Here is a 20,217-nt window from a genome sequence, read left to right as displayed (position 1 = left end):
GCCGGAGCCGTACCCCGCGTTTTGGAGCGCGGCGGATTTCTCCATACGATCCAGCGATGATCACAAGAAAACGGCTGGCGGCCGGGGTGTGCGGGCTGCTCGCCGCGATGGCCGTCGCCCTTCTTCCCACCACCGCCACGGCCGCCGAGCCGGACGGAAAACCCTCCCCCAAGGTCGAGTTGACCCTCGACGTCAGCGGCTCGATGCGCGCCCGAGACATCGACGGCCAGAGCCGGATGGCCGCGGCCAAACAGGCCTTCAACGAGGTGCTGGACGCCGTACCGCACGATGTGCAGCTCGGCATACGCACCCTCGGCGCCAACTACCGCGGTGAGGACCGGAAGGTCGGCTGCAAGGACACCCGTCAGCTCTACCCGGTCGGGCCGCTGGACCGCACCGAGGCGAAGACCGCGGTGGCGACGCTCACCCCCACCGGCTGGACCCCCATCGGGCCCGCGCTGCTGGGCGCGGCCCAGGACCTCAAGGGCGGTGACGGGACCCGCCGGATCGTGCTCATCACGGACGGCGAGGACACCTGCGCCCCGCTCGACCCGTGCCAGGTGGCCCGCGACATCGCCGCCCAGGGCATCCACCTCACCGTCGACACCCTGGGACTGCTGCCGGACGCCAAGACCCGCAAGCAGCTGAGCTGCATCGCGGAGGCCACCGGCGGGACGTACACCTCCGTCCAGCACACCAAGCAACTCCGCGACCGGGTGCACCAGTTGGTGGACCGGGCGGCCGATCCGGTGGTCACTCCGGCGCCGGCCGAGGGCGGCGCGCAGTGCGCCGGCGCCCCCAAGCTCAAGTCCGGTCTCTACACCGACCGCGAGAAGTTCGCCGAGCACCGCTGGTACCGGGTGGACGTCCGGCCCGGCCAGGAGCTGCGGGCGTCGGTGAGCATCGGCGCCGACCGCGCCGTCAACAACGACTACGGGGTCCTGCTGCGGGCGGTGACCGCGCACGGCCGGGAGATCGTCCGCGGCTCGGAGGCCGGCGACGGCCGCACGGACGTGATCTCGTCCGGGCTGCGCTACCCCAAGCCGCCGCAGGACGCCCCGGACGGCGCGGACGAGGCGCCCGCGGAGACGGTCTGCCTCCAGGTCAGCAACTCCTTCTCGGCGCCCGCCTCGGTCAAGACCGAGCCCGGCCTCCCCGTCGAGCTGGCCGTCGACGTGGTGGACGGCCCGAGCGACGCCTCGGACGCGGCCTCCTTCGGCCTCGGCCACGGCTGGTGGCTGCTGGGCGCGCTGGCGCTCGCCGGCCTGCTGGCCGGTCTGCTGTGGGGCTGGATCTCCCGTTGGCGCGTGACCGTCTGGAGGACCAACTGATGCGCACCGTACGCCTGCTGACCACCGCCGCCGTACTGGCGGGAGCGGCCCTCCTCGGGCCGGTGGGCACCGCTCTCGCGGACAGCCCCACGCCGAGCCCCAGCGACAGCGCGGAAGCCGCCCCCACCGAGGCCGGCACCTCCTTCCGTACCGCGACCGCCATCACGCCCGGCCAGCCCGCCACGGCCGACGCCTCCACCGGCGACTACCTCTACTGGGTGCTGCCCGTGGACGCCGCACAGCGCGCCACCGTCAAGGCCAAGGTGACCCTGCCGCCGGCCGCCGCCCGGCACGGCGCGGCCACCTGGCGGGTCGATGTGTACGACGGACTGCGCCGCCGCCAGGCATGCCGGTACGGCGCCCAGTCCAGGGCCGCGGACCGGGACGCCGGAACGGTGGAGCTCACCTGTGCCCTGCGCACCGTCCGCGCCTGGGCCGAGCCCTGGTCCAACGACCCGCTGCCGGGCGCCTATTACGTCCGCCTGACGGTCGCCGACCTGCCGCAGGAGGACCTGGGCCAGCCGGTGCACGCCGAGGTGCGGGCCGAGGTGTCCGACGAGGGCGGGGCCGCCGCGGTGGACGGCTCGCTCGCCGCTCCCCTGGTGCCGGGTGCGGGCGCGGCCACACCGAAGGAGGACGGCGTCACGCCCTCCCCGCGCCCGGCTGCCCTGCACGAGCCGGACGGCGGCTGGTCCTCCGGCCGGTGGTCCGACCGCTGGCTGTGGACCGCGGCGGGCGGCGCCCTCGCGGCCCTCGCGGGCATCGCCGGATACCGCCTCACCCGTGGCACGGGCCGCCCGTCGCACCTCCCTCCGGGCGCCTGACCGGGCGCCACGGCACCCCGCCGGTCGGCAACGGCACCTCACCGGTCGCGGCCCACGCGCCGCGACCGGTGGGGCGGGTGCCGCGACGGCGGGGCAGGGTAGCCCGGCCGGTGAGGCAGGGTGCCCCGGCCGGCGGGGCGGGGTGCCGTTGGTACCGAAGCCCCCCGGTGCGCTCAGCAGTTGCAGCAGCCGACGCACTCCAGGCACTGGCAGCAGCTGCCATCGCAGTTGCAGCAGTCACAGCAGTCGCAGTCCTGGCAGCAGCCCTCGCGCTTCTTGCGCGACCACGGGCCCTCGTACTCCTCTGCGCAGCAGAGCTTGCAGGTGCAGCAGAGGCCGATGGCCACCGCACAGCCGGCGAAGAATCCGCGGGGCTTCTTGGGCTGGTGAGAGAAGTGCGACATACCGTCTCCGCCGCCGCCCGGGCCCCCGCCGTGGCCCCCGCCGTGGCCTCCTCCGTGGCCGCCGGGCGGTACCGGACCGCCGGCGTAGGGGTTCTGCGGGGCGTTCAGCGGCTGTCCGCCCTGGGCGTACGGGCCGGTGGCCACCGGCCCGCCCTGCCCGTACTGGTAGGGGTTCTGACCCTGCCCATTCTGGTAAGGGTTCTGCCCTTGGCCGTTCTGGTACGGGTTCTGGCCCGGGCCGTTCTGGTACGGGTTCTGGCCGTGGCCCTGGTGCGCGCAGGTGGTGGTGCCGAACGCCCGGTCCACCGAGCGGCGCAGCTCGTGCACCAGCAGCACATGCACCAGGCTCGCGTCGGCGAACTCCACGTCGCGCAGGGCGAGTCGGATGCCGTGCACCGCGTCGTCGCACAGCCGGCGGGCCTGGGCGGTGGTGGCGCCGGTGGCGGTGAGCGGGTTCCAGGCGCCCTCGGCGGCGTCCGAGGCGCGGTCCTCCACGGCGTCCAGGAGGTGGGCCAGCCGCCCGAAGAGCCGGCCGGCCTCGGCCAGCGGCGCGGCGTTGCCGGGGCGGCCCGCCAGCACCGCGGTGTGGGCGAAGGCGGCGGCGGTCGCGGTCTCGGTCGGCTCGGTGATCACCGTCAACGGGGTGCCGGGGCCGGCCAGTTGCTCGATGCCCGGCTGCCGGTCGACCGCGTCGACGAGTACCGCAGTGTCGAAGCCCAGGGCGGCGCCGGTGCGCGCCCCGGCGCGGTCCCAGCCCGCGGCCACCTTGCGCGCGGCGACGGCCACCGGCCGGCGCCGCAACAGCCCGTTCCGGTCGGCGACATGGTCGCGTATCTTCGCCGAGGCGAGCACCAGGGAGACCGACGCCGCAAGCCGTGCGCCCTCCCCCTTGGCGACCGAGGCGGTGCGCATCCCGCGCAGCGGGCAGGGGCCGGCGGTGCGGCGGTCTTGGGAGGCCACACCGGACTGGGCGTCCGTCAGGACGGAGACGATGAGGCCGTCGTAGTTGGTGACGACCCGGGCGAACTGGCCGTGGTCGGCGCGCAGGGCGAGGCAGAGGCCGCACAGATGGGCCATCCACTCGGTCTTGAGTCCCTGTGTCAGCCGATGGGTGCAGGGCCTGACGATTCCGAACATATGGCAACCCCCCGTGAGACATCGAAACGGGTGCGCCGCAGAGGGCGTGGACCGGCCCGGGCGCACCGGCTGAAGATCGTACCGATAGGGGCGTTGACCTGGGTACACACCCCTCCGGTGGGCCATCCGGGGTGAGCCGTCCGGCAGGCACCGCGGCCGGTGCGTCGGCGCGCTCGGCCGAGCCCGTACCCGGCAGCGCGTGCCCTCGCCGACCGGCAGTGCCGCGCGCCTCGCCCGCTCCTGCCCGGCAGCGCCGCGGCCCCGTCCGGTACCGTCCGGCCCTGCTCCGCGCTCAGTGGCCGACCGGCTCCTGCCCCGGGTACCGGCGCAGCCGGGCGGCGAGGACGGCGACGTCGTCCTCGGCGTGCGCCGCGTCGAGGTGGCGCAGCACCTCGTCGAGCACGTCCTCCACGCCGGTCCCGGCGGGCAGCCTGATCCGGGCGAGCCGGGCCAGGGAGTCGTCGATGTCCTCGCCCCGGCGCTCGACGAGGCCGTCGGTGAACATCAGCAGCGTCTCGTCGGCGGTGAGGGGCCGGGTGACCAGTTCGTAGCCGCCGGCGCCGGTGCCCAGGGGCGGGCCGACGGGCACCCGTACCAACTCCGCGGTGCCGTCGGGGCCGAAGACCACCGGGGGGAGGTGGCCGGCGCCGGCGAACCCGGCGAGGCCGCGCGCCGGGTCGACCCGGGCCAGCAGGCAGGTGGCCGGGCGGCGGGCCTCATCCTTGGCCACCGCCGCGTCGAGCTGGCGCAGGACGCGGTGCGGCGGCAGGTCGGCGGAGGCGACATCGCGGAGGCTGGAGCGGTAGGCGTTCATGTCGACGGCCGCGTCCAGGCCGTGGCCCATGACGTCGCCCACGACCAGCAGGGTGCGGCCGTAGTGGAGGCGGACGGCCTCGAACCAGTCGCCGCCGACCAGGGCACTGGTGCCCGAGGGGAGGTAGCGGGTGGCGAGTTCCAGGTTGGGGTGCGGCCGGCCCGGCTCGGCGAGCAGCGCCCGCTGGAGGTCCATCGCGGTGCGCTGTACGGCGGCGTGCCGGCGGGCGTGGGCGAGGTGGGCGGCGGCCAGGCGGGCCGCATGGTGCACCGTGGCCATCTCGTCGTCCCGGAAGGTCCCGCCGGCGCGGAGGGCGAGCAGCACGCCGTAGCACCGGCCGTGCGCGACCAGCGGAACCGCCGCCGCTTGGGCGGACATCCCGCCCTTCAGGACGCCGGCGGCGGTGCGCGGATGCCCCTCGATGAGGGCCCGGAGCGAGGGGTTGCCGGCGGCGGACCCGCCGGTGCCCTCTTCGGGGAACTGCGCCTGGAGCACCTTCACCAGGCCCGCCGACGTCACCCGGGTCAACTCCGGCTCCCGGGGCGGGAACCGGGCCGCGGTCGCCTCGGCGAGGAGGTCGACCGCGGCGGCGTCACACAGGTGCCGGCACAGGAACCGGCACAGCTCCGTGCAGATCGCCTGCTCGTCCAGGGTGGTGCCGATCTGTTCGGCAGCCTCCTCCACCAGGCGCAGCCGGGCCCGCAGGCGTTCGGGGCCGGCGTCCCGGTGCGCTTCCGTGGCATCCTGGTTCGACATGGCCACCTCCAGGGCGCGGCATTCGCATCGGACGGATTCGCTCCTGATGCACCCATACCACCCGTGGGGCGGGTTACCGGTCCGGCGCGGCGACCCCGGTTGCGGTCAGCTCAGTACGCCCATGCCCAGCAGGGCGAACAGCAGCGCCCCGATGAGGATGCGGTAGATCACGAAGGAGTTGAAGGAGTGCTTGGCCACGAACTTCAGCAGCCAGGCGATCGAGCCGTAGGCGACGGCGAAGGAGACGACGGTGCCGATGGCCAGCGGGGCGACGGCGGCGCCGCTGCCGACCGCGTCCTTCAGCTCGTAGATGCCGGCGCCGGTGAGGGCCGGGATGCCCAGGAAGAAGGACAGTCGGGTGGCCGCAACCCGCTCCAGGTCGAGGATGAGTGCGGTGGACATGGTGGCGCCGGAGCGGGAGAAGCCGGGGAAGAGCAGGGCGAGGATCTGCGAGCAGCCGACCCACATGGCGTCCTTGAGGGAGGTGTCGTCCTCCCCGCGCTTGTGGCGGCCCATCTGGTCGGCGGCCCACATCACACCGCTGCCGACGATCAGCGAGCCGGCCACCACCCACAGCGAGGCGAGCGGGCCCTCGATCAGCGGCTTGGCGGCCAGGCCGACGACGACGATCGGGATGGTGGCGTAGATCACCCACCAGGCGAACTTGTAGTCGTGGTGGTAGCGCTCCTCGCGGTTGCGCAGGCCGCGGAACCAGGCGCCCACGATGCGCACGATGTCCTTGCCGAAGTAGACGAGCGCGGCGGCGATGGCACCGACCTGGATGACCGCGGAGAAGCCGACGACGCTCTTGTCGTCGACGGGGATCCCCATCAGGCCTTCGGTGATCTTGAGGTGGCCGGTGGAGGAGACCGGGAGGAATTCCGTCACCCCCTCGACGGCTCCGAGGACGACGGCTTGGCCGATGCTGATCGCGCTCATGGGGTCCATTTCTGGCGACGGGGCGGGCGGTGGGCGCAGGACGCGCCCCGGTGTGCGGCACGCCGGGGCGACAGTGACTGTACTGGGGGTTTCGATGCCCGGACGACGGGAAGGGCTCGCATCCTCCGGTGACGGGCGGATGTGCACCCCGCCCGCGCGGACGTCTACAGTGCCGCGGAAGGTCTACAACACTGTAGACGAATGAGGGGAGGAAAGGTTCCATGGCCGAGGCACAGGTGCACCAACGGCCCGTGAACACCGAGCGGCCCATCCCCGGCAGAGCGCGCGACGCCTACTTCGACAACGCCAAGTACCTGGCCATCGTGCTGGTCGCGCTGGGCCACGCCTGGGAACCGCTCTATGCCACCAGCCGGAGCGCGGCCGCCCTGTACCTGCTGGTGTACGCCTTCCACATGCCGGCCTTCACCCTGATATCCGGCTACTTCTCCCGCAGCTTCGACATGCGCCGCGACCGGCTGCAGCGGCTGGTCACCGGCGTTGTGGTCCCCTACCTCGTCTTCCAGGTCGCCTACGCCGCCTTCCGGTACGCGGCGGGCGACCGGCCGGACCTCTCGGTCGACCTGCTGGATCCGTGGTTCCTCACCTGGTTCCTGGCGGCGCTCTTCGTCTGGCGGCTGACCACGCCGCTGTGGCGGATCGTCCGGTGGCCGGTGCCGCTGGCACTGGCGATCGCGGCCCTGGCCTCGGCCTCGCCCGACATCGGCAGCACTCTGGATCTGCAACGGGTACTGCAGTTCCTGCCGTTCTTCGTCCTGGGCATGCAGCTGAAGCCGGAGCACTTCGCCCTGCTGCGCCGCCGGGCGGTGCGGATCGCCGCGGTTCCCGTGTTCGCCGGAGCGCTGGCCTTCGCCTACTGGGCCGTGCCGCGGATGAACGACGCGTGGTTCTACCACACCGACAGCGCCGAGACCCTGGGCGCTCCGTGGTGGTGCGGGATGTTGATGCAGGCCGCGATGTTCGGCTGTTCGCTGGTGCTGACCGCCTGCTTCCTGGCGTGGGTGCCGGGCCGCCGGGCGTGGTGCTCCGCCCTGGGCGCGGGCACCCTCTACGGCTATCTGCTGCACGGCTTCCTCGCCAAGGGCTCCCGCTGGTGGAACTGGTACGACGCACCCTGGGTGCACACCCCGTGGGGCGCCGTGGTGATCACACTGATCGCCGCGGCGGTGGTGACGGTGCTGTGCACCCCGCCGGTGCAGCGCGCCCTGCGGTGGGCCATGGAGCCGAAGATGGACTGGGCCTTCCGCCCGGCCCGGCGCTGTTCGTCCACCGGCCCCACGGTCCGCTGCTGACGGCTCACCGCCGTACCACGGCTCCCCCGCCGCCCCCGCGACGGCGGCCCGGCCGGCCCGACAGCGCGCCGTCCGCGAGCCCGGCGAGCAGCTTCTGCAGCACGCTGTACGCCAGGATCGGCAGCAGGACGTGCGGATGGGCGGGGAAGCGGGTGGTGGCCAGGACCGCGCCGGCGCTGCTGTTGTTCATGCCCGAGGTGAAGGTGAGCGCGACGGTGTCCGCCGGGGCGGCCTTCAGGGCGCGGGCCAGGCACCAGCCGAGCGCGAAGGACGCCGCGCACATGACGGCGGCCGCGGCGGTGGACAGCAGCAGCAGCGCCGGACGGGGGCGGGCGATCAGGTCGGTGAAGGCGCCGGCGGCGTTGAGGTAGGTGAGCGCGAGCGCGGCGGCCAGCGCCAGCAGCTTCAGCCAGGGCAGGGCCCGGGCGGCGGTACGCGCCGGCAGCACCGCGCGTACGGCGAGCCCCGCGAGGCAGGGGGCCACCACTCCGGCCGCGGCGACCGCCCCGCCCGCCAGGTGTGCCAGCCGGCCGAGCGCCAGCGCATAGCCACCGCAGGTCACCGCGGCCGCACCGGCCAGGGTGAGCGGGATGGTGAGCGGGCTGAGCAGGGTGGAGGCCAGCACCAGCCCCACGACCAGGGTCTGGTTGCCGCCGGCCCGGCCGCCCCAGACCGTGGCCCCGCCGGCCACCGGCATCGCCGCGATCAGTGCCAGCCCGGTGAGCAGCCCGCTGCCCCGGTCGGCGTCGGGCAGCAGGGTGAAGGCTCCGGCCAGCAGGACCAGGACCAGCAGCGGCAGTGCGGTGTTGGCGGCGGTCCCGGCCAGCAGCAGCCCCGGCCGGCGCAGCAGCACCGACAGTTCGCGGGCGGGCACCTGCAGCGCCGCGGTGAACAGGACGTAGCACAGCAGCAGGGCCTGCGGGGTCAGGGCGGTGTGGCCGCCGGGGAGGGGTAAGGCCCCGCAGGGCAGGCCGCGCGCCCACCGGCCCGGCTGGGGCAACAGCGCCGCGGCCACGTAGGCGGCGGGCATGGCCCAGGTCAGTCGGCGCTGCGCCCCGGCCAGTAGGCGCGGGCCCCGGCCCCGCTCCGACGCTCCACAGTGGGCAGTGGTGACGGCCGGCACCTGTGTCCTCCCTGGCTCCCGTACCGGACCCTCGGCCCGGCGTCCTCCCCCGTCTTGGCCTGCGGTACGCGGCTGCCGCGTACCGCAGGCCGGGACGGGCCGGACGGGTGCACCCTCATGGCCGGCGACGGGGACCGCCGACCGACCGAACGTCTACATCACTGTAGACGAAGAGTGCCGCGGCGCTCACCGTCCGTGGCCGCGTGGCGGAAGCGCGCACCGCTCCCCGGCCGACCGGAGGCGGGCGGCCGCAGTTGCCCCGACGGATAGCATCAGTACTGTGGGCGTGGCTCAATTCACGCGGCCACGGTGCAGCGATGGGCCGACCGGCCGCTTGACACGGCGTGCTCGGACAGGTCTGTGAGAGGGCCGGCGACGACAAGAGCCCAGGCCACCCGAACCCAGCAGAGGCGCCGATCATGGAACCAGCGGCCGCGGCACCACCACCCCGTACCGGCATCACCCTGCGGCAGCTGCTGATGTCGCTGGGCGAGCCGCTGGTGGAGCTGCAGGCCGCACCCGACGGACTGGACGTCGAGATCCGCAGCGTCGCCCTGCTCGATCCGGAGGATCCGCCGATGGCCCGCCCCGGTGAGCTGGTGCTCGCCATAGGGGCCCGGGGCCGGGCCGCGTTCCCCGCGCTACGGGCCGGCGGCCGCGACGGGGCCGCCGCCATAGCGGTCAAGCTGGACACCACCGCACAGGCCACGGCGCTCAGCGAGACCGCGGTGGAGGCCGGGGTCGCGCTGCTGTCCGTACGGAGCGAGGCGCGTTGGGAACAGGTGGACGCGCTGGCCCGGGCGGCCCTGGAGAGCGCGCCGCAGGAGCCCGGCGAGATCCTGGAGGAGGGCGACCTCTTCTCGCTGGCCCAGACCACCGCGGTGCTCACCGGCGGCATCGTCAGCATCGAGGACACCGCCAACCGCGTGCTGGCCTACTCACGTTCCACCAACACCGACGAGGTCGACGACCTGCGCCGGCTGTCCATCCTGGGCTGGCACGGCCCGGAGGCCTACCTGTCCCGGCTGCGCAAGTGGGGCGTCTTCCAGCGGCTGCGCGCCTCCGACGACGTGATCAACATCGACAGCCACCCCGAGCTGGGCATCCGCCGGCGGCTGGCGGTGGCCATCCGGTCCGGGGAGCGGCAGCTGGGCACGATCTGGGTGCAGGAGGGCTCGACGCCGCTGACCGAGCACTCGGACCAGGCGCTGACCGGTGCGGCCCGGGTCGCCGCGCTCCACCTGGTGCGCCGCCGCCGGGAGCTCTCGGCCGACCTGACGCTGACCCGCACACTGACCGCCGGGCTGCTGGAGGGCAGCACCGGCCCCCAGCCGCTCGCCTCCCACCTGGGCCTGGACGCGACCCGGCCCGCCGCGGTCCTGGGCTTCTCGCACGGGTCCGTCGAGGCCACCCCGCCCGAGCTCGCGCGGGCCGAGGTGAGCAACCTGGTCTCGGTGCACACCGCCGCCCGGCACCGCAGCGCCCTGGTCACCCAGGTCGACTCGCGGATCTATGTGCTGCTGCCCCAACTGCCGCGCAGCATCGACCTGGGGACCCTGCGGGTCTGGGCGCAGGAGATCACCGACGCCGCGGACCGCCACCTGGGCCTGCCGCTGCGCGGCTCGGTCGGCTGCATCGTGCCGGGGCTCGGCGAGGTGCCCGATTCCCGCAAGGAGGCGGACCGGATCCTCGACGCGATGGTCAGCGCCGGGGTGACCACCACGGTCGCCGCGCTCCCCGACATCCAGGCCGAGGTGCTGGTCAGCGAGGTGCTGGCGTTGCTGTCCGCGCACCCCGACATGCGCGACCCCCGGCTGACCGCGCTGGTGACCCACGACAGCCGCAACCAGGGGCAGTTGGCCGAGACCGTGCTCACGTACCTGAACGCCTTCGGGGACGTCCGGGCCGCGGCCACCGAGCTGCATGTGCACCCCAACACGCTGCGCTACCGCATCCGCCGGGCCGAGGAGTTGACCGGTCTGGACCTGGGCCGGACCGATCAGCGGCTGCTGGCCATGCTTCAGCTGCGGCTGCCGCCCGACGCCTGACGCCCGCCGGGCCCGACCCGCCGACGCCACCGGCCCGTCCGGCCACCGACCCGGCCACCGGCCCGCCCGACCACCGGCCCGCCCGACCACCGCGCTCGGGCCGTCCACCCGCCCCAGCCACCAGCAGGCAATCACCTTAAACTGGGCGATATGCCCCCTTGAGCTGACGGGCTGGCGATCATGACCTCGGAGAAGGCGCTGCCGGGCAGGCCCGGGCAGGCACGCGACATGGCCAAGGCGGCCACCGCCGAACTGGACGCGCAGGGGCGGGTCGTCGCCTGGACCCGGGCGGCGGAGCGGCTGCTGGGCTACCGGGCCGAGGAGATCCTCCAGCACCCCGCATCCGAGCTGCTGGCACTGCCCGGCGATGTGGCACGGGCCGAGGCGGTGGCACGGTGGTGCCGGGCCGGGGACGGCTGGGGCGGTTCGGTGGCCGCGCGCCACCGGGACGGCCGGGACCTGCAGCTGGCCGTCCAGGTCACGCCCGTCCTGGACGGGACCGGCCGGGACCACTGGTCGGTGCTCGCGCTGGAGGAGTGGCGGCTGCCGGGCGGCGGGGTGAACCAGCTGATGCTGGAGCCCTTCCTCGCGCACGCCCCGGTCGGCATGGCCGTGCTCGACACCGCCCTGCGGTACGTGTGGGTCAACGACGTGCTGGAGCGCCTGATCCCCCTGGAACGGCGGCTGGGACGGACCGTCGACGAGGTGTTGCCGGAGCGGGAGGCCGCCGCGTTCGAGGAACGGATGCGGCGGGTCCTGACGTCCGGATCGCCGGTGATGGACTACGAGTTCCAGAGCCCCACCTATGCGGACCCCAACCAGGAACGCGCCTACTCCGCCTCGTTCTTCGCGCTGGCCGCCCCCCAAGGCGAGCGGATCGGCATCTGGTACATGGTCATCGACGTCACCGAGCGCTGGCGGGCCCAGGGGCGCCTGGCCCTGCTCAACGACGCCAGCGCCCGGATCGGCAGCACGTTGGACGTCACCAGGACCGCCCAGGAACTGGCCGATGTCGCGGTGCCGGCGCTCGCCGACTTCGTCGCCGTCGACCTGCTGGACTCGGTCCTGCACGGCGAGGAGCCGGTCCCCGGCCCGATCGACAGCACCCCCACCATGCGCCGCTCCGGTCAGCAGTCGGTCCACGAGGGGTGCCCGGAGGCGGGACTCGCCGTGGGCGAGGCCGTCCAGCGCGCTCCCTCCTCCCCCATCGCCCGCTGCCTGCTCACGGGCACCTCGCTGGTCGAGCCGGTGCTGGACCTCACCACCAGTACCTGGGTCACCGAGGACCCGGTACGGGCCGCGGTGATCCGGGAGTTCGGCTTCCGCTCGGTGATGGTGGCGCCGGTGCAGGCCCGTGGGATCACCCTAGGCGCGGCGACCTTCTTCCGGACCCGCCGGCTGGGGCCCTTCGTAGCGGACGACGTGCGGCTGGCCGAGGAGCTGGTCGCCCGGGCCGCGGTATGTGTGGACAACGCGCGGCGCTTCACCCGCGAGCGCACCGCGGCCCGGATGATGCAGAAGAACCTGCTGCCGCACGAGCTGAGCGGCGGATCCGCGCTGGAGGTGGCGTCCTGGTACTTTCCGGCGGACGCCCCGAGCGGGGTGGGCGGCGACTGGTTCGATGTGATCCCGCTGTCCGGGGCCCGGGTCGCGCTGGTGGTCGGCGATGTGGTCGGGCACGGCATCAACGCGGCGGCCACCATGGGCCGGCTGCGCACCGCCGTCCGCACCCTGGCCAACCTGGACCTGCCACCCGATGAGCTGCTGGCTCGCCTGGACGACCTGGTCATCGGCCTGGTGAAGACGCACGGCGGCGACCCGGCAGTGGACAGCGAGAACGCGAGCGTGGCCGCCACGTTCATGGGGGCGACCTGTCTGTATGCGGTGTACGACCCGGTGAGCCGGCGCTGCGCGATGGCGCGTGCCGGGCACCTCCCGCCCGCGCTCGTGGAGCCCGACGGCACCGTCGAGCTGCCCGATCTGCCCGCCGGACCGCCACTGGGCCTCGGTTCCCTGCCGTTCGAAGCGGCGGAGGTGGAGCTGGCCGAGGGCAGCCTGATCGCGCTCTACACCAACGGGCTGGTGGAGACCCGCGACCGGGACATCGGCGTCGGGCTGTCCCGGCTGAGCAGCGCGCTGGCGGCGCCCGGACCGTCGCTCAAGGAGATCGGCGGGAACGCCGTCAGGGCGCTGCTGACCGGCCCGCCGTCCGACGACGCCGCGCTGCTGCTGGCCCGCACCCGCGCGCTGGACGCCCACCACGTCGCCTCCTGGGACCTGGCCAGCGACCCGGCCGTGGTCGGCAGCGCCCGAGCGCTGGCTGGCCGGCAGCTCGCGGCATGGGGCATGGAGGAGCTGCTGTTCACCACGGAGCTGGTGGTCAGTGAGCTGGTGACCAACGCCATCCGGCACGGCGCCGGGCCGATCACCCTGCGGTTGATCCGGCAGGACACCCTGATCTGCGAGGTCTCCGACACCGGCAGCTCCGCCCCGCATCTGCGCCATGCCCGGACCACCGACGAGAACGGGCGCGGGCTGTTCATCATCGCCCAGCTCACCAGCAGGTGGGGCACCCGCTACACCCCCACCGGCAAGATCATCTGGACCGAGCAGGAGGTGCCGGTCATGGCCGAGGTGCGCCCTGGCTCATGACGTGCGGGCCCCCACGCGACGTGCACCGTTGACGCCCGAGGCCGTCGCCCGCACCGGGGCGGTGTGCTCTCCCCCGGGCACATGGCCGCAGTCGTCGCCGGCCGGGACGGGCCGGGCGACCAGGCCGTGACCGGGCAGGCCGACGTAGTCGCAGTCGGCGGCGGCCACCACGTGGTGCGGTACGGCGTCCCCGGGGCGGGCGGTCAGATGGGCGACGACATAGGCCGCGCTGGTCCGGTTGATGTCGCGGGTCAGCCCGAGGGGCAGCAGTGACCGGGTCTCGGCGATCGCCTCGTCCTCCCCGGCCCGGAGCACCACGCGGACGTCCGCCGCGACCCCGTGGGCGGCGACCGCTACCGCGACGTTGTCCAGCTCCTCGGAGCCGACCGCGGCCAACGCCCGGGCGCGCGCCAGCCCGAGCCGGGCGAGCACCGCCCGGTCCTCGCCGTGCGCCAGCACCACCGGTATCCCCATCGACCGGGCCAGCCGGAGGTTGGGGGCGGTCGGTTCCCGCTCGACGCCGACGACCGGGACGCCCAGCCGGCGCAGTGTCTGGCACAGCCGCAGCCCCACCTGCCCGAGACCGACGACGATCACATGCCCGGAGCGGGGCAACACGCGTGGCCCCAGGACCCCGACCAGCCGCGGGCCGAAGAGCCGGTCGACGATGCCGGCCGTGAGCAGCGCGGTGAACCCCACCGTCACCAGCATCGCCACCCCGGAGGCCACCTCATAGCCGGGATGGCCGGGGTGCGGTGCGGCCGGACCGACCCCCGCGACGACCCGGGAGGCCTCCAGGAAGGCGGTGCTGGCCGGTGTGTGCAGGACGCCGACCAGCCACAGCCAGTCCAGGGCGAGCACGCCGACGATGCCCAACAGCCCGATGAGCAGCAGCCGGGCATCCGCGTCGTGGGGCTGTAGTTGCCCGCGCAGCCGGCCCCACAGCGCCCGCCGCCGGGCGGCCGCGCCGGGGCGCCAGGCCGCCTCCACCAGCCGCCCGTCCCGCCGGTGGACCGCGACCGCACCGTCCCCGTCGGTCCGTACGGCCAGCGCGTCGGGGTCGACGCACAGGCCGGCGAGGGTCGGCGCGAGCAGGCCGGCCGGGGAGACCGTTTCGCAGTGGCCCAGCAGCGACCGCAGCTGACCGCCCACGGTGCGGTCGAAGACCGTGACGACGATCCGTACGGTGCCGCAGACATGCCGTACGGCCAGCGCGTGGCGCAGCGCGGCGAGGTCGTCGCCCACCAGGACGGCGACGCCGGCCGGGCGGACGGCGAGCGCCCGGCGCAGGTCCCGGTCGTCCGGCGCGGGGAGGTGCTCGACCCGCTGACCGCTCGCGGCGACGGCGGCGCAGACCCGTCGGGCGAGCGGTGTGGCGCCAATCACCACGATCCGATCGGGCTCGGCCGCGGAATCCGCGGTGCATTCATCCGGCATTTCGTCCCCCGTCCCGCTGCTGTCGCACAGCGCTGGTGGTGTGGGTCCAGGTGGGCCGAACTCACGCTAGGGCGCGGGCAGTCCGCGGCGGCTGTCCGCCGGACCAATGGTTGCCAGACCACGTTGTGCGCCCGCACCAGCGGTGATCTGCAGGGAGCGAGTCCGCATCTCCCGGAGGATGCATTGGCCGACCGCACAGCCATCGGGGACGAATTTGTCGTCTCTTACAAATACGCCACCGGTCACCGGCACATACGCTGACGCAAATCCAATACCGGACGTGATGCGGCTCACCTCTCACGAGGAGGACGGGCCATCAGCGTGGCCGCGCGAAGCGCGCTCCCCCACCCGCGCAAGCATCCGAGGACCGGGGCCCTGGGCCTCCGCTTCGCAATGCGTCAGGGCCATGATCGCCGCCTGCCAGCACCCGGCCCTGTCGTGCGTCCCCTCACCGAGGCGATCGCAGCGTCACCCCGTGCATGACCCCTCCAACCCTCAACGGATGTCGATGATGACTACTCCTCCCTCCAGCCATGTGGCCGCTCCGCCCGCTCCCCCCGGCGGCGGTGCGGCCCCGGGGCACTCAGGACTGCAGTCCGGACTCAAGAACCGCCATCTGTCCATGATCGCCGTCGGCGGGGTCATCGGCGCCGGTCTCTTCGTCGGCTCCGCCTCGGGCATCGCCGCGGCCGGCCCCGGCATCCTCCTGTCGTACGCCCTGGTCGGCGCGCTGGTCGTGTTCGTGATGCGGATGCTCGGTGAGATGGCGGCCGCCAACCCGACCTCCGGCTCCTTCTCCGCGTACGCGGACCGGGCGCTCGGCCGCTGGGCCGGCTTCTCCATCGGCTGGCTCTACTGGTTCTTCTGGGTCGTGGTGCTCGCCGTGGAGGCGACCGCCGGTGCGGCGATCCTCACCAGCTGGGTACCGGCCGTCCCGCAGTGGGCCTGGGCCCTGATCGTGATGGTGGTCCTCACCGCCACCAACCTCGCCTCGGTCTCGTCGTTCGGTGAGTTCGAGTTCTGGTTCGCGGGCATCAAGGTCGTCGCCATCGCGGCGTTCATCGTCCTCGGCGGCCTGGCGATCTTCGGTGTGCTGCCCGGCACGCACCACGCGGCGACCGGCTTCGGCAACCTCACCTCGCACGGCGGCTTCCTGCCCCATGGACCGAGCGCGATCCTCACCGGTGTGCTGATGGTCGTCTTCTCCTTCATGGGCAGCGAGATCGTCACCCTCGCCGCCGGTGAGTCCGAGGACCCGGAGCGCGCGGTCACCAAGGCCACCAAGAGCGTCATCTGGCGGGTCGGCATCTTCTACCTCGGCTCGATCCTCGTGGTCGTCTCGCTGCTGCCGTGGAACGACCCCTCGATCGCCAAGAAGGGCTCGTACGTCGCGGCCCTGGACACCATCGGCATCCCGCACGCCGGCCAGATCATGAACGTCATCGTGCTGACCGCGGTGCTCTCCTGCCTCAACTCCGGCCTCTACACCGCCTCCCGGATGGCCTTCTCGCTCGGCCAGCGCGGCGACGCGCCCAAGGCCTTCGCGCGGACCAACACCCGGGGCGTGCCGCAGGCCGCGATCGTGGCCTCCGTCCTCTTCGGCTTCATCGCGGTCGGCTTCAACTACCTGTGGCCGGACACCGTCTTCCAGTTCCTGCTGAACTCCTCCGGTGCGGTGGCGCTCTTCGTCTGGCTGGTCATCTGCTTCTCGCAGCTGCGGATGCGCGGGATCATCCAGCGCGAGAACCCCGAGAAGCTGCTCGTCCGGATGTGGCTGTTCCCGTACCTGACCTGGGCGACGATCGCGATGATCTCGTTCGTGCTGGTCTACATGCTCACCGACGACAGCCCCGGCGGCGGCCGGATCCAGGTGCTGCTGTCGGTGCTGGTGGCCATGCTCGTGGTCGGCATCTCCCTGGTGCGCGACCGGCTGGGCCGCGGCGCCGAGCGCACGGCGGTCACCACCCACTAGCGAGCGATTGCCCCTACGGGCGGCGGTGTGCGAGGCACGCCGCCGCCCGTACAGTGCCGTGTACCCGTTCCGCCCCCCACCTTCCTGGAAGGCCTGCACGCCATGCCCGTGTTCAGACGTCGCAAGGGCAGCCGTGCCCACCTGCTGCCCGAGCTCGACGACGCCGCGCTGGGCCAGGTCCGGCGGCGCGTCGAGACGTGCTGGGCGCGCGGCTCGCTCGATACGGCCGTCATGGCGCTGATGGGGGACGTGATCGACGACGCCGGGGAGGACTGGGACCGCCGGGCCCACCGGATGCGGGTGCTCGCGGGGTCCGCGGGCCGGGCGCTGCCCGGCATCTGGCGGCAGCACAGCCCCAAGGCCCCCAACGCCCTGCTGCTGCACGCCTGGTCGGACCTGCTGCACGCCGGACAGCCGGGCTCCGCCGTCGACCTGTCCGAGGCCCGCGAGGCCTGCCGGCTGGCGGCTGAACTGCATCCGGCCGACCCCACGCCGTGGACGCTGCAGCTGGCCGTGCTGCGGCGGGAACAGCGGCCCTCCAGCGAACTCTCGGCCGTATGGCGCGAGATCAAGGCCCGCGACCCGTGGAACCGGGAGGCCCACCTCCAGGCGCTGGGCTACCTGTCGCCGGACGAGTGCGGCTCCAGCGCCCTGGTGCTGGACCTTCTCGACGGCGTCCGCAACGCCATGCCGCTGGACGCCCCGGCCGCCGGTCTGGAGCTGACCGCCCTGGTCCGTGCGCATCTGCGGGCGTTGGCACCCGGTGGGCTCGACGCGCTGGGCGCGGGCGAGATCTGGCGGCGCCCGGACGCCACCAGGGCGCTGGACCAGGCGACGCACTACTGGCCGAAGCCGGGGTTCCTGCGGCACGCCCAGGCGCTGGCCGATCTGAATCTGCTCGCCTTTGCGCTGATCAAGTCCGCGCGGATCACCGAGTCCGCGGCCGTCCTGCGGGCCACCGAGGGCGTCGCGACCCACTGGCCGTGGAACGCGGACGGTGAGCCGCTGGAACGGTTCTCGCACTACTACGGCCGGGCCACCGCGGAGAACTGACACAGAAACCGACAGGTCGGATCAGATAAGACATATCCGATTCGGGCGCATGCGTACGGCACATAGCCGGATCGAGTGGAATTGCGGTGTCTTTCCGCTCTCTCCGGAGTGCCCCGATGCCTTCCCGGGGATCCCCTCCTGGAAGAGCGTTGGGAGATCCGTATGCGCGACACCGTCAGCACCGGCCGCTCCGCGGCAACGGGCGCCTGGCGTGTGCTGCTGCTCCTGACGCTGCTGGCCCTGCTGCACACCGCGCTGGCCGCCGGCGCCCCCGACGCGCCGGCGGCCACCGCCGGCGGCTGCCCCGCACCCGCGAGCGCCCCGGCCGAGCCCGCTCCCGCCGCGCTGCCCTGCGTCACCGCGGCGCCGGTCGCCGCCTCGTCGGGCGGAGACGGCACCAAGCAACCGGGCCACGGCTTCCGACGGATGTGCGAGGCGTCCGCCTGCCACCTGCGGCACCAGGTCCCGACCGGCCCCGGCGGCAAGGCGCTCAGGGAGTCGGCCGCCGCGCCGGCCCTCGCCCCGCCGGGGCCCGTCACGTCCGGGGCGGTCGTCCCGGCCGCCGCTGCCGGACCGCCGCCACGGGTGACCGTTCTGCGCTGCTGACCGGGCCCGGCCGTACGCCCGCACCCCACCCCGCAAGGGGCCCAGGGGCGAGCGCGGCCTGCCGTCATCCGCTCTGGACGTCCGCACCGCAGGAGTTCCGGCATGCCCCTCGACATCTTCGCCGCGCTCGGCGCACTGGTACGCGCCGAGGCCGCCCGCACCACCCCCCGCCCCAGGACCGACCCCGACGCCGCCCCCGCACCGGACCGCAAGGCCGGCGCGGAGCGCCCCGACCACCCCGCGCCGGAGCCGGACGGGCCGCCGGACGACGCCCCCGGCACCGCGCCCCCGACCGCCGAAGCCACGGCCGATCCCACCACCGACGCCACGGCCGAACCCGACGCCGCCCCGACCACCCCGGCCGCCCCGGCCGCCCGCCGTCGGTCCCGCTGCCGGCTGCGGCGGTGGCTGTCCGCGCTCCGCCGGGCCGTGCGCCGGGGCCGTGGCGGCTCCGGCAACCGACGTCGGGACTCCGGGGCCTGACGGAGGATCCGCAGGCCTAGGCACAGGCGGCCGGGCAGGGGCGGTCCGCCCCCGTTTGTGGGCCTGCCACCCGGCCGCCATCCTGGAGACATGGCTGGTCACACGGCCGGATCCGCGGTAGCGGCCGGCTCGGGCACGGTGTCCGGCTGGTCCGTCCACCGGCCCGGCCCGATCGGCTCCGGCCCCCTGGCGGCGGTCCGGCGCCCCCTGCCCGAGCCGGGCCCGCACGACCTGCTGCTCGACGTCGAGGCCTGCGGGGTCTGTCGTACGGACCTGCACCTGGCCGAGGGAGATCTGGCACCCCGGCGCCCCGGGACCGTACCAGGCCACGAGATCGTAGGCCGGGTGGCGGCGACCGGGTCCGCGGTCACCGGCTTCCGGCTCGGCGACCGGGCCGGCGGGGCCTGGCTGCGCGACACCTGCGGCGCGTGCCGGTACTGCCGCGCCGGCCACGAGAACCTCTGCCCGGCGTCCCGCTACACCGGCTGGGACGCCGACGGCGGCTTCGCCGAAGCGGCCCTGGTCCCGGCCGACTACGCCTATCCGCTGCCGGACACCCAGGACGCCACCCAGCTGGCACCGCTGCTGTGCGCCGGGATCATCGGCTACCGGGCGCTGCGCCGCAGCGCGCTGCCCCCGGGCGGCCGGCTCGGCCTCTACGGCTTCGGCGCCTCGGCGCACCTGGCCGCGCAGATCGCGCTGGCCGAGGGGGCGACGGTGCATGTGCTGACCCGGTCGGAGCAGGCCCGGACCCTCGCGCTCGGCCTGGGTGCGGCATCGGCCGGCGACGCCTACGACCGACCGCCCGAGCCGCTGGACGCCGCGATCCTCTTCGCGCCGGTGGGCGATCTGGTGCCGGTGGCGCTGGAGGCGCTGGACCGGTCGGGCACCCTCGCCGTCGCCGGCATCCACCTCACCGACATCCCGGTCCTCAACTACCAGCGCCACCTCTTCCAGGAGCGGAATCTGCGCAGCGTCACCTCCAACACCCGTGAGGACGGCCGGGAGTTCCTGGCCACCGCGGCCCGGGTCGGCATCCAAGTCACCGTCAGCCCCTATCCGTTGCGGCGCGCCCCGGAGGCGCTCGCCGATCTGGCCGCGGACCGCGTGCACGGCGCCGCGGTGCTGATCCCCGGCTGACCGGAAAGGCGGGGGTCACCTCACCGCGGGCGATCCGGTGCTCACCCACCGTGCCGTCGGGCGCGGTCCTGCCGACTGGCTGCCGTCTCCGTGCATGCCGCACCATGGAGTGAAGACGGTAAGTTACGAAATATCCGATGAGACGGTGGCGGGGTAGACGCCCTGGCCCCGAGGGCGGATACGGCGAC

At 74.0% G+C, this 20,217-nt stretch carries 15 protein-coding genes; 10 read left to right on the top strand and 5 right to left on the bottom strand.

The window, feature by feature from the left end; all coding sequences use genetic code 11:
* The first annotated feature begins 56 nt into the window (after positions 1-56).
* A complete protein-coding gene (locus AB0G84_RS05225; RefSeq protein ID WP_361315737.1) occupies positions 57-1,331 on the top strand; it encodes a VWA domain-containing protein in 1,275 nt (424 codons plus the stop codon).
* Positions 1,331-2,155 (top strand): hypothetical protein, encoded by an 825-nt coding sequence (locus AB0G84_RS05220; protein WP_361315735.1) that lies wholly within the window; start codon positions 1,331-1,333, stop codon positions 2,153-2,155. The genes AB0G84_RS05225 and AB0G84_RS05220 overlap by 1 nt, the downstream gene beginning before the upstream one ends.
* A gap of 173 nt (positions 2,156-2,328) precedes the next feature.
* Here the strand turns inward: AB0G84_RS05220 and AB0G84_RS05215 are convergent, their stop codons facing one another.
* From AB0G84_RS05215 to AB0G84_RS05205, 3 genes are all read right to left on the bottom strand, one after another.
* Positions 2,329-3,696, bottom strand: a complete 1,368-nt coding sequence (locus AB0G84_RS05215) for a DUF5685 family protein (RefSeq protein WP_361315733.1) — start codon at positions 3,694-3,696, stop codon at positions 2,329-2,331.
* Between the two features lie 292 nt (positions 3,697-3,988).
* Positions 3,989-5,266: a PP2C family protein-serine/threonine phosphatase gene (locus AB0G84_RS05210; protein WP_361315731.1), complete on the bottom strand. Its 1,278-nt coding sequence runs from the start codon at positions 5,264-5,266 to the stop codon at positions 3,989-3,991.
* Positions 5,267-5,371: 105 nt separating this feature from the next.
* Positions 5,372-6,205, bottom strand: coding sequence for an undecaprenyl-diphosphate phosphatase (locus AB0G84_RS05205; RefSeq protein ID WP_361315728.1), 834 nt, complete (start codon positions 6,203-6,205; stop codon positions 5,372-5,374).
* A gap of 221 nt (positions 6,206-6,426) precedes the next feature.
* Here AB0G84_RS05205 and AB0G84_RS05200 point away from each other — a divergent pair, with 221 nt between their 5' ends.
* Complete coding sequence (locus AB0G84_RS05200; protein WP_361315725.1) at positions 6,427-7,515, top strand: acyltransferase family protein; 1,089 nt, start codon at positions 6,427-6,429, stop codon at positions 7,513-7,515.
* 4 nt (positions 7,516-7,519) lie between these two features.
* Here AB0G84_RS05200 and AB0G84_RS05195 read toward each other — a convergent pair whose 3' ends face one another.
* Positions 7,520-8,638: a bile acid:sodium symporter gene (locus AB0G84_RS05195; protein WP_361315722.1), complete on the bottom strand. Its 1,119-nt coding sequence runs from the start codon at positions 8,636-8,638 to the stop codon at positions 7,520-7,522.
* A 419-nt stretch (positions 8,639-9,057) separates the two neighbouring features.
* Between AB0G84_RS05195 and AB0G84_RS05190 the strand changes: the two genes are divergently transcribed.
* Positions 9,058-10,686, top strand: a complete 1,629-nt coding sequence (locus tag AB0G84_RS05190) for a helix-turn-helix domain-containing protein (protein ID WP_361315719.1) — start codon at positions 9,058-9,060, stop codon at positions 10,684-10,686.
* A gap of 180 nt (positions 10,687-10,866) precedes the next feature.
* Positions 10,867-13,338 (top strand): SpoIIE family protein phosphatase, encoded by a 2,472-nt coding sequence (locus AB0G84_RS05185; protein WP_361315717.1) that lies wholly within the window; start codon positions 10,867-10,869, stop codon positions 13,336-13,338.
* On the opposite strand, the gene AB0G84_RS05180 is transcribed toward AB0G84_RS05185, so the two are convergent.
* On the bottom strand, positions 13,333-14,775 hold the full coding sequence (locus tag AB0G84_RS05180) for an NAD-binding protein (protein WP_361315714.1): 1,443 nt from the start codon (positions 14,773-14,775) through the stop codon (positions 13,333-13,335). The genes AB0G84_RS05185 and AB0G84_RS05180 overlap by 6 nt on opposite strands.
* Before the next feature lie 508 nt (positions 14,776-15,283).
* On the opposite strand from AB0G84_RS05180, the gene AB0G84_RS05175 reads away from it, so the two are divergent.
* The 5 genes from AB0G84_RS05175 (at position 15,284) to AB0G84_RS05155 (ending at position 20,029) form a co-directional block, all read left to right on the top strand.
* Complete coding sequence (locus AB0G84_RS05175; RefSeq protein ID WP_361316795.1) at positions 15,284-16,747, top strand: amino acid permease; 1,464 nt, start codon at positions 15,284-15,286, stop codon at positions 16,745-16,747.
* A gap of 102 nt (positions 16,748-16,849) precedes the next feature.
* Positions 16,850-17,800, top strand: coding sequence for a hypothetical protein (locus AB0G84_RS05170; RefSeq protein WP_361315711.1), 951 nt, complete (start codon positions 16,850-16,852; stop codon positions 17,798-17,800).
* A 162-nt stretch (positions 17,801-17,962) separates the two neighbouring features.
* Positions 17,963-18,406: a hypothetical protein gene (locus tag AB0G84_RS05165; protein WP_361315708.1), complete on the top strand. Its 444-nt coding sequence runs from the start codon at positions 17,963-17,965 to the stop codon at positions 18,404-18,406.
* Between the two features lie 102 nt (positions 18,407-18,508).
* Positions 18,509-18,889, top strand: a complete 381-nt coding sequence (locus AB0G84_RS05160) for a hypothetical protein (RefSeq protein WP_361315706.1) — start codon at positions 18,509-18,511, stop codon at positions 18,887-18,889.
* Between the two features lie 90 nt (positions 18,890-18,979).
* The gene (locus tag AB0G84_RS05155) at positions 18,980-20,029 is read left to right on the top strand and encodes a zinc-dependent alcohol dehydrogenase family protein (RefSeq protein WP_361315703.1); all 1,050 of its coding nucleotides are present in this window, start codon (positions 18,980-18,982) and stop codon (positions 20,027-20,029) included.
* Positions 20,030-20,217: the final 188 nt, after the last annotated feature.

The sequence above is a fragment of the Streptomyces sp. NPDC020742 genome (assembly GCF_040641675.1).
Lineage (GTDB): Bacteria > Actinomycetota > Actinomycetes > Streptomycetales > Streptomycetaceae > Streptomyces.
This window is presented reverse-complemented; position numbering and strand designations above follow the sequence as displayed.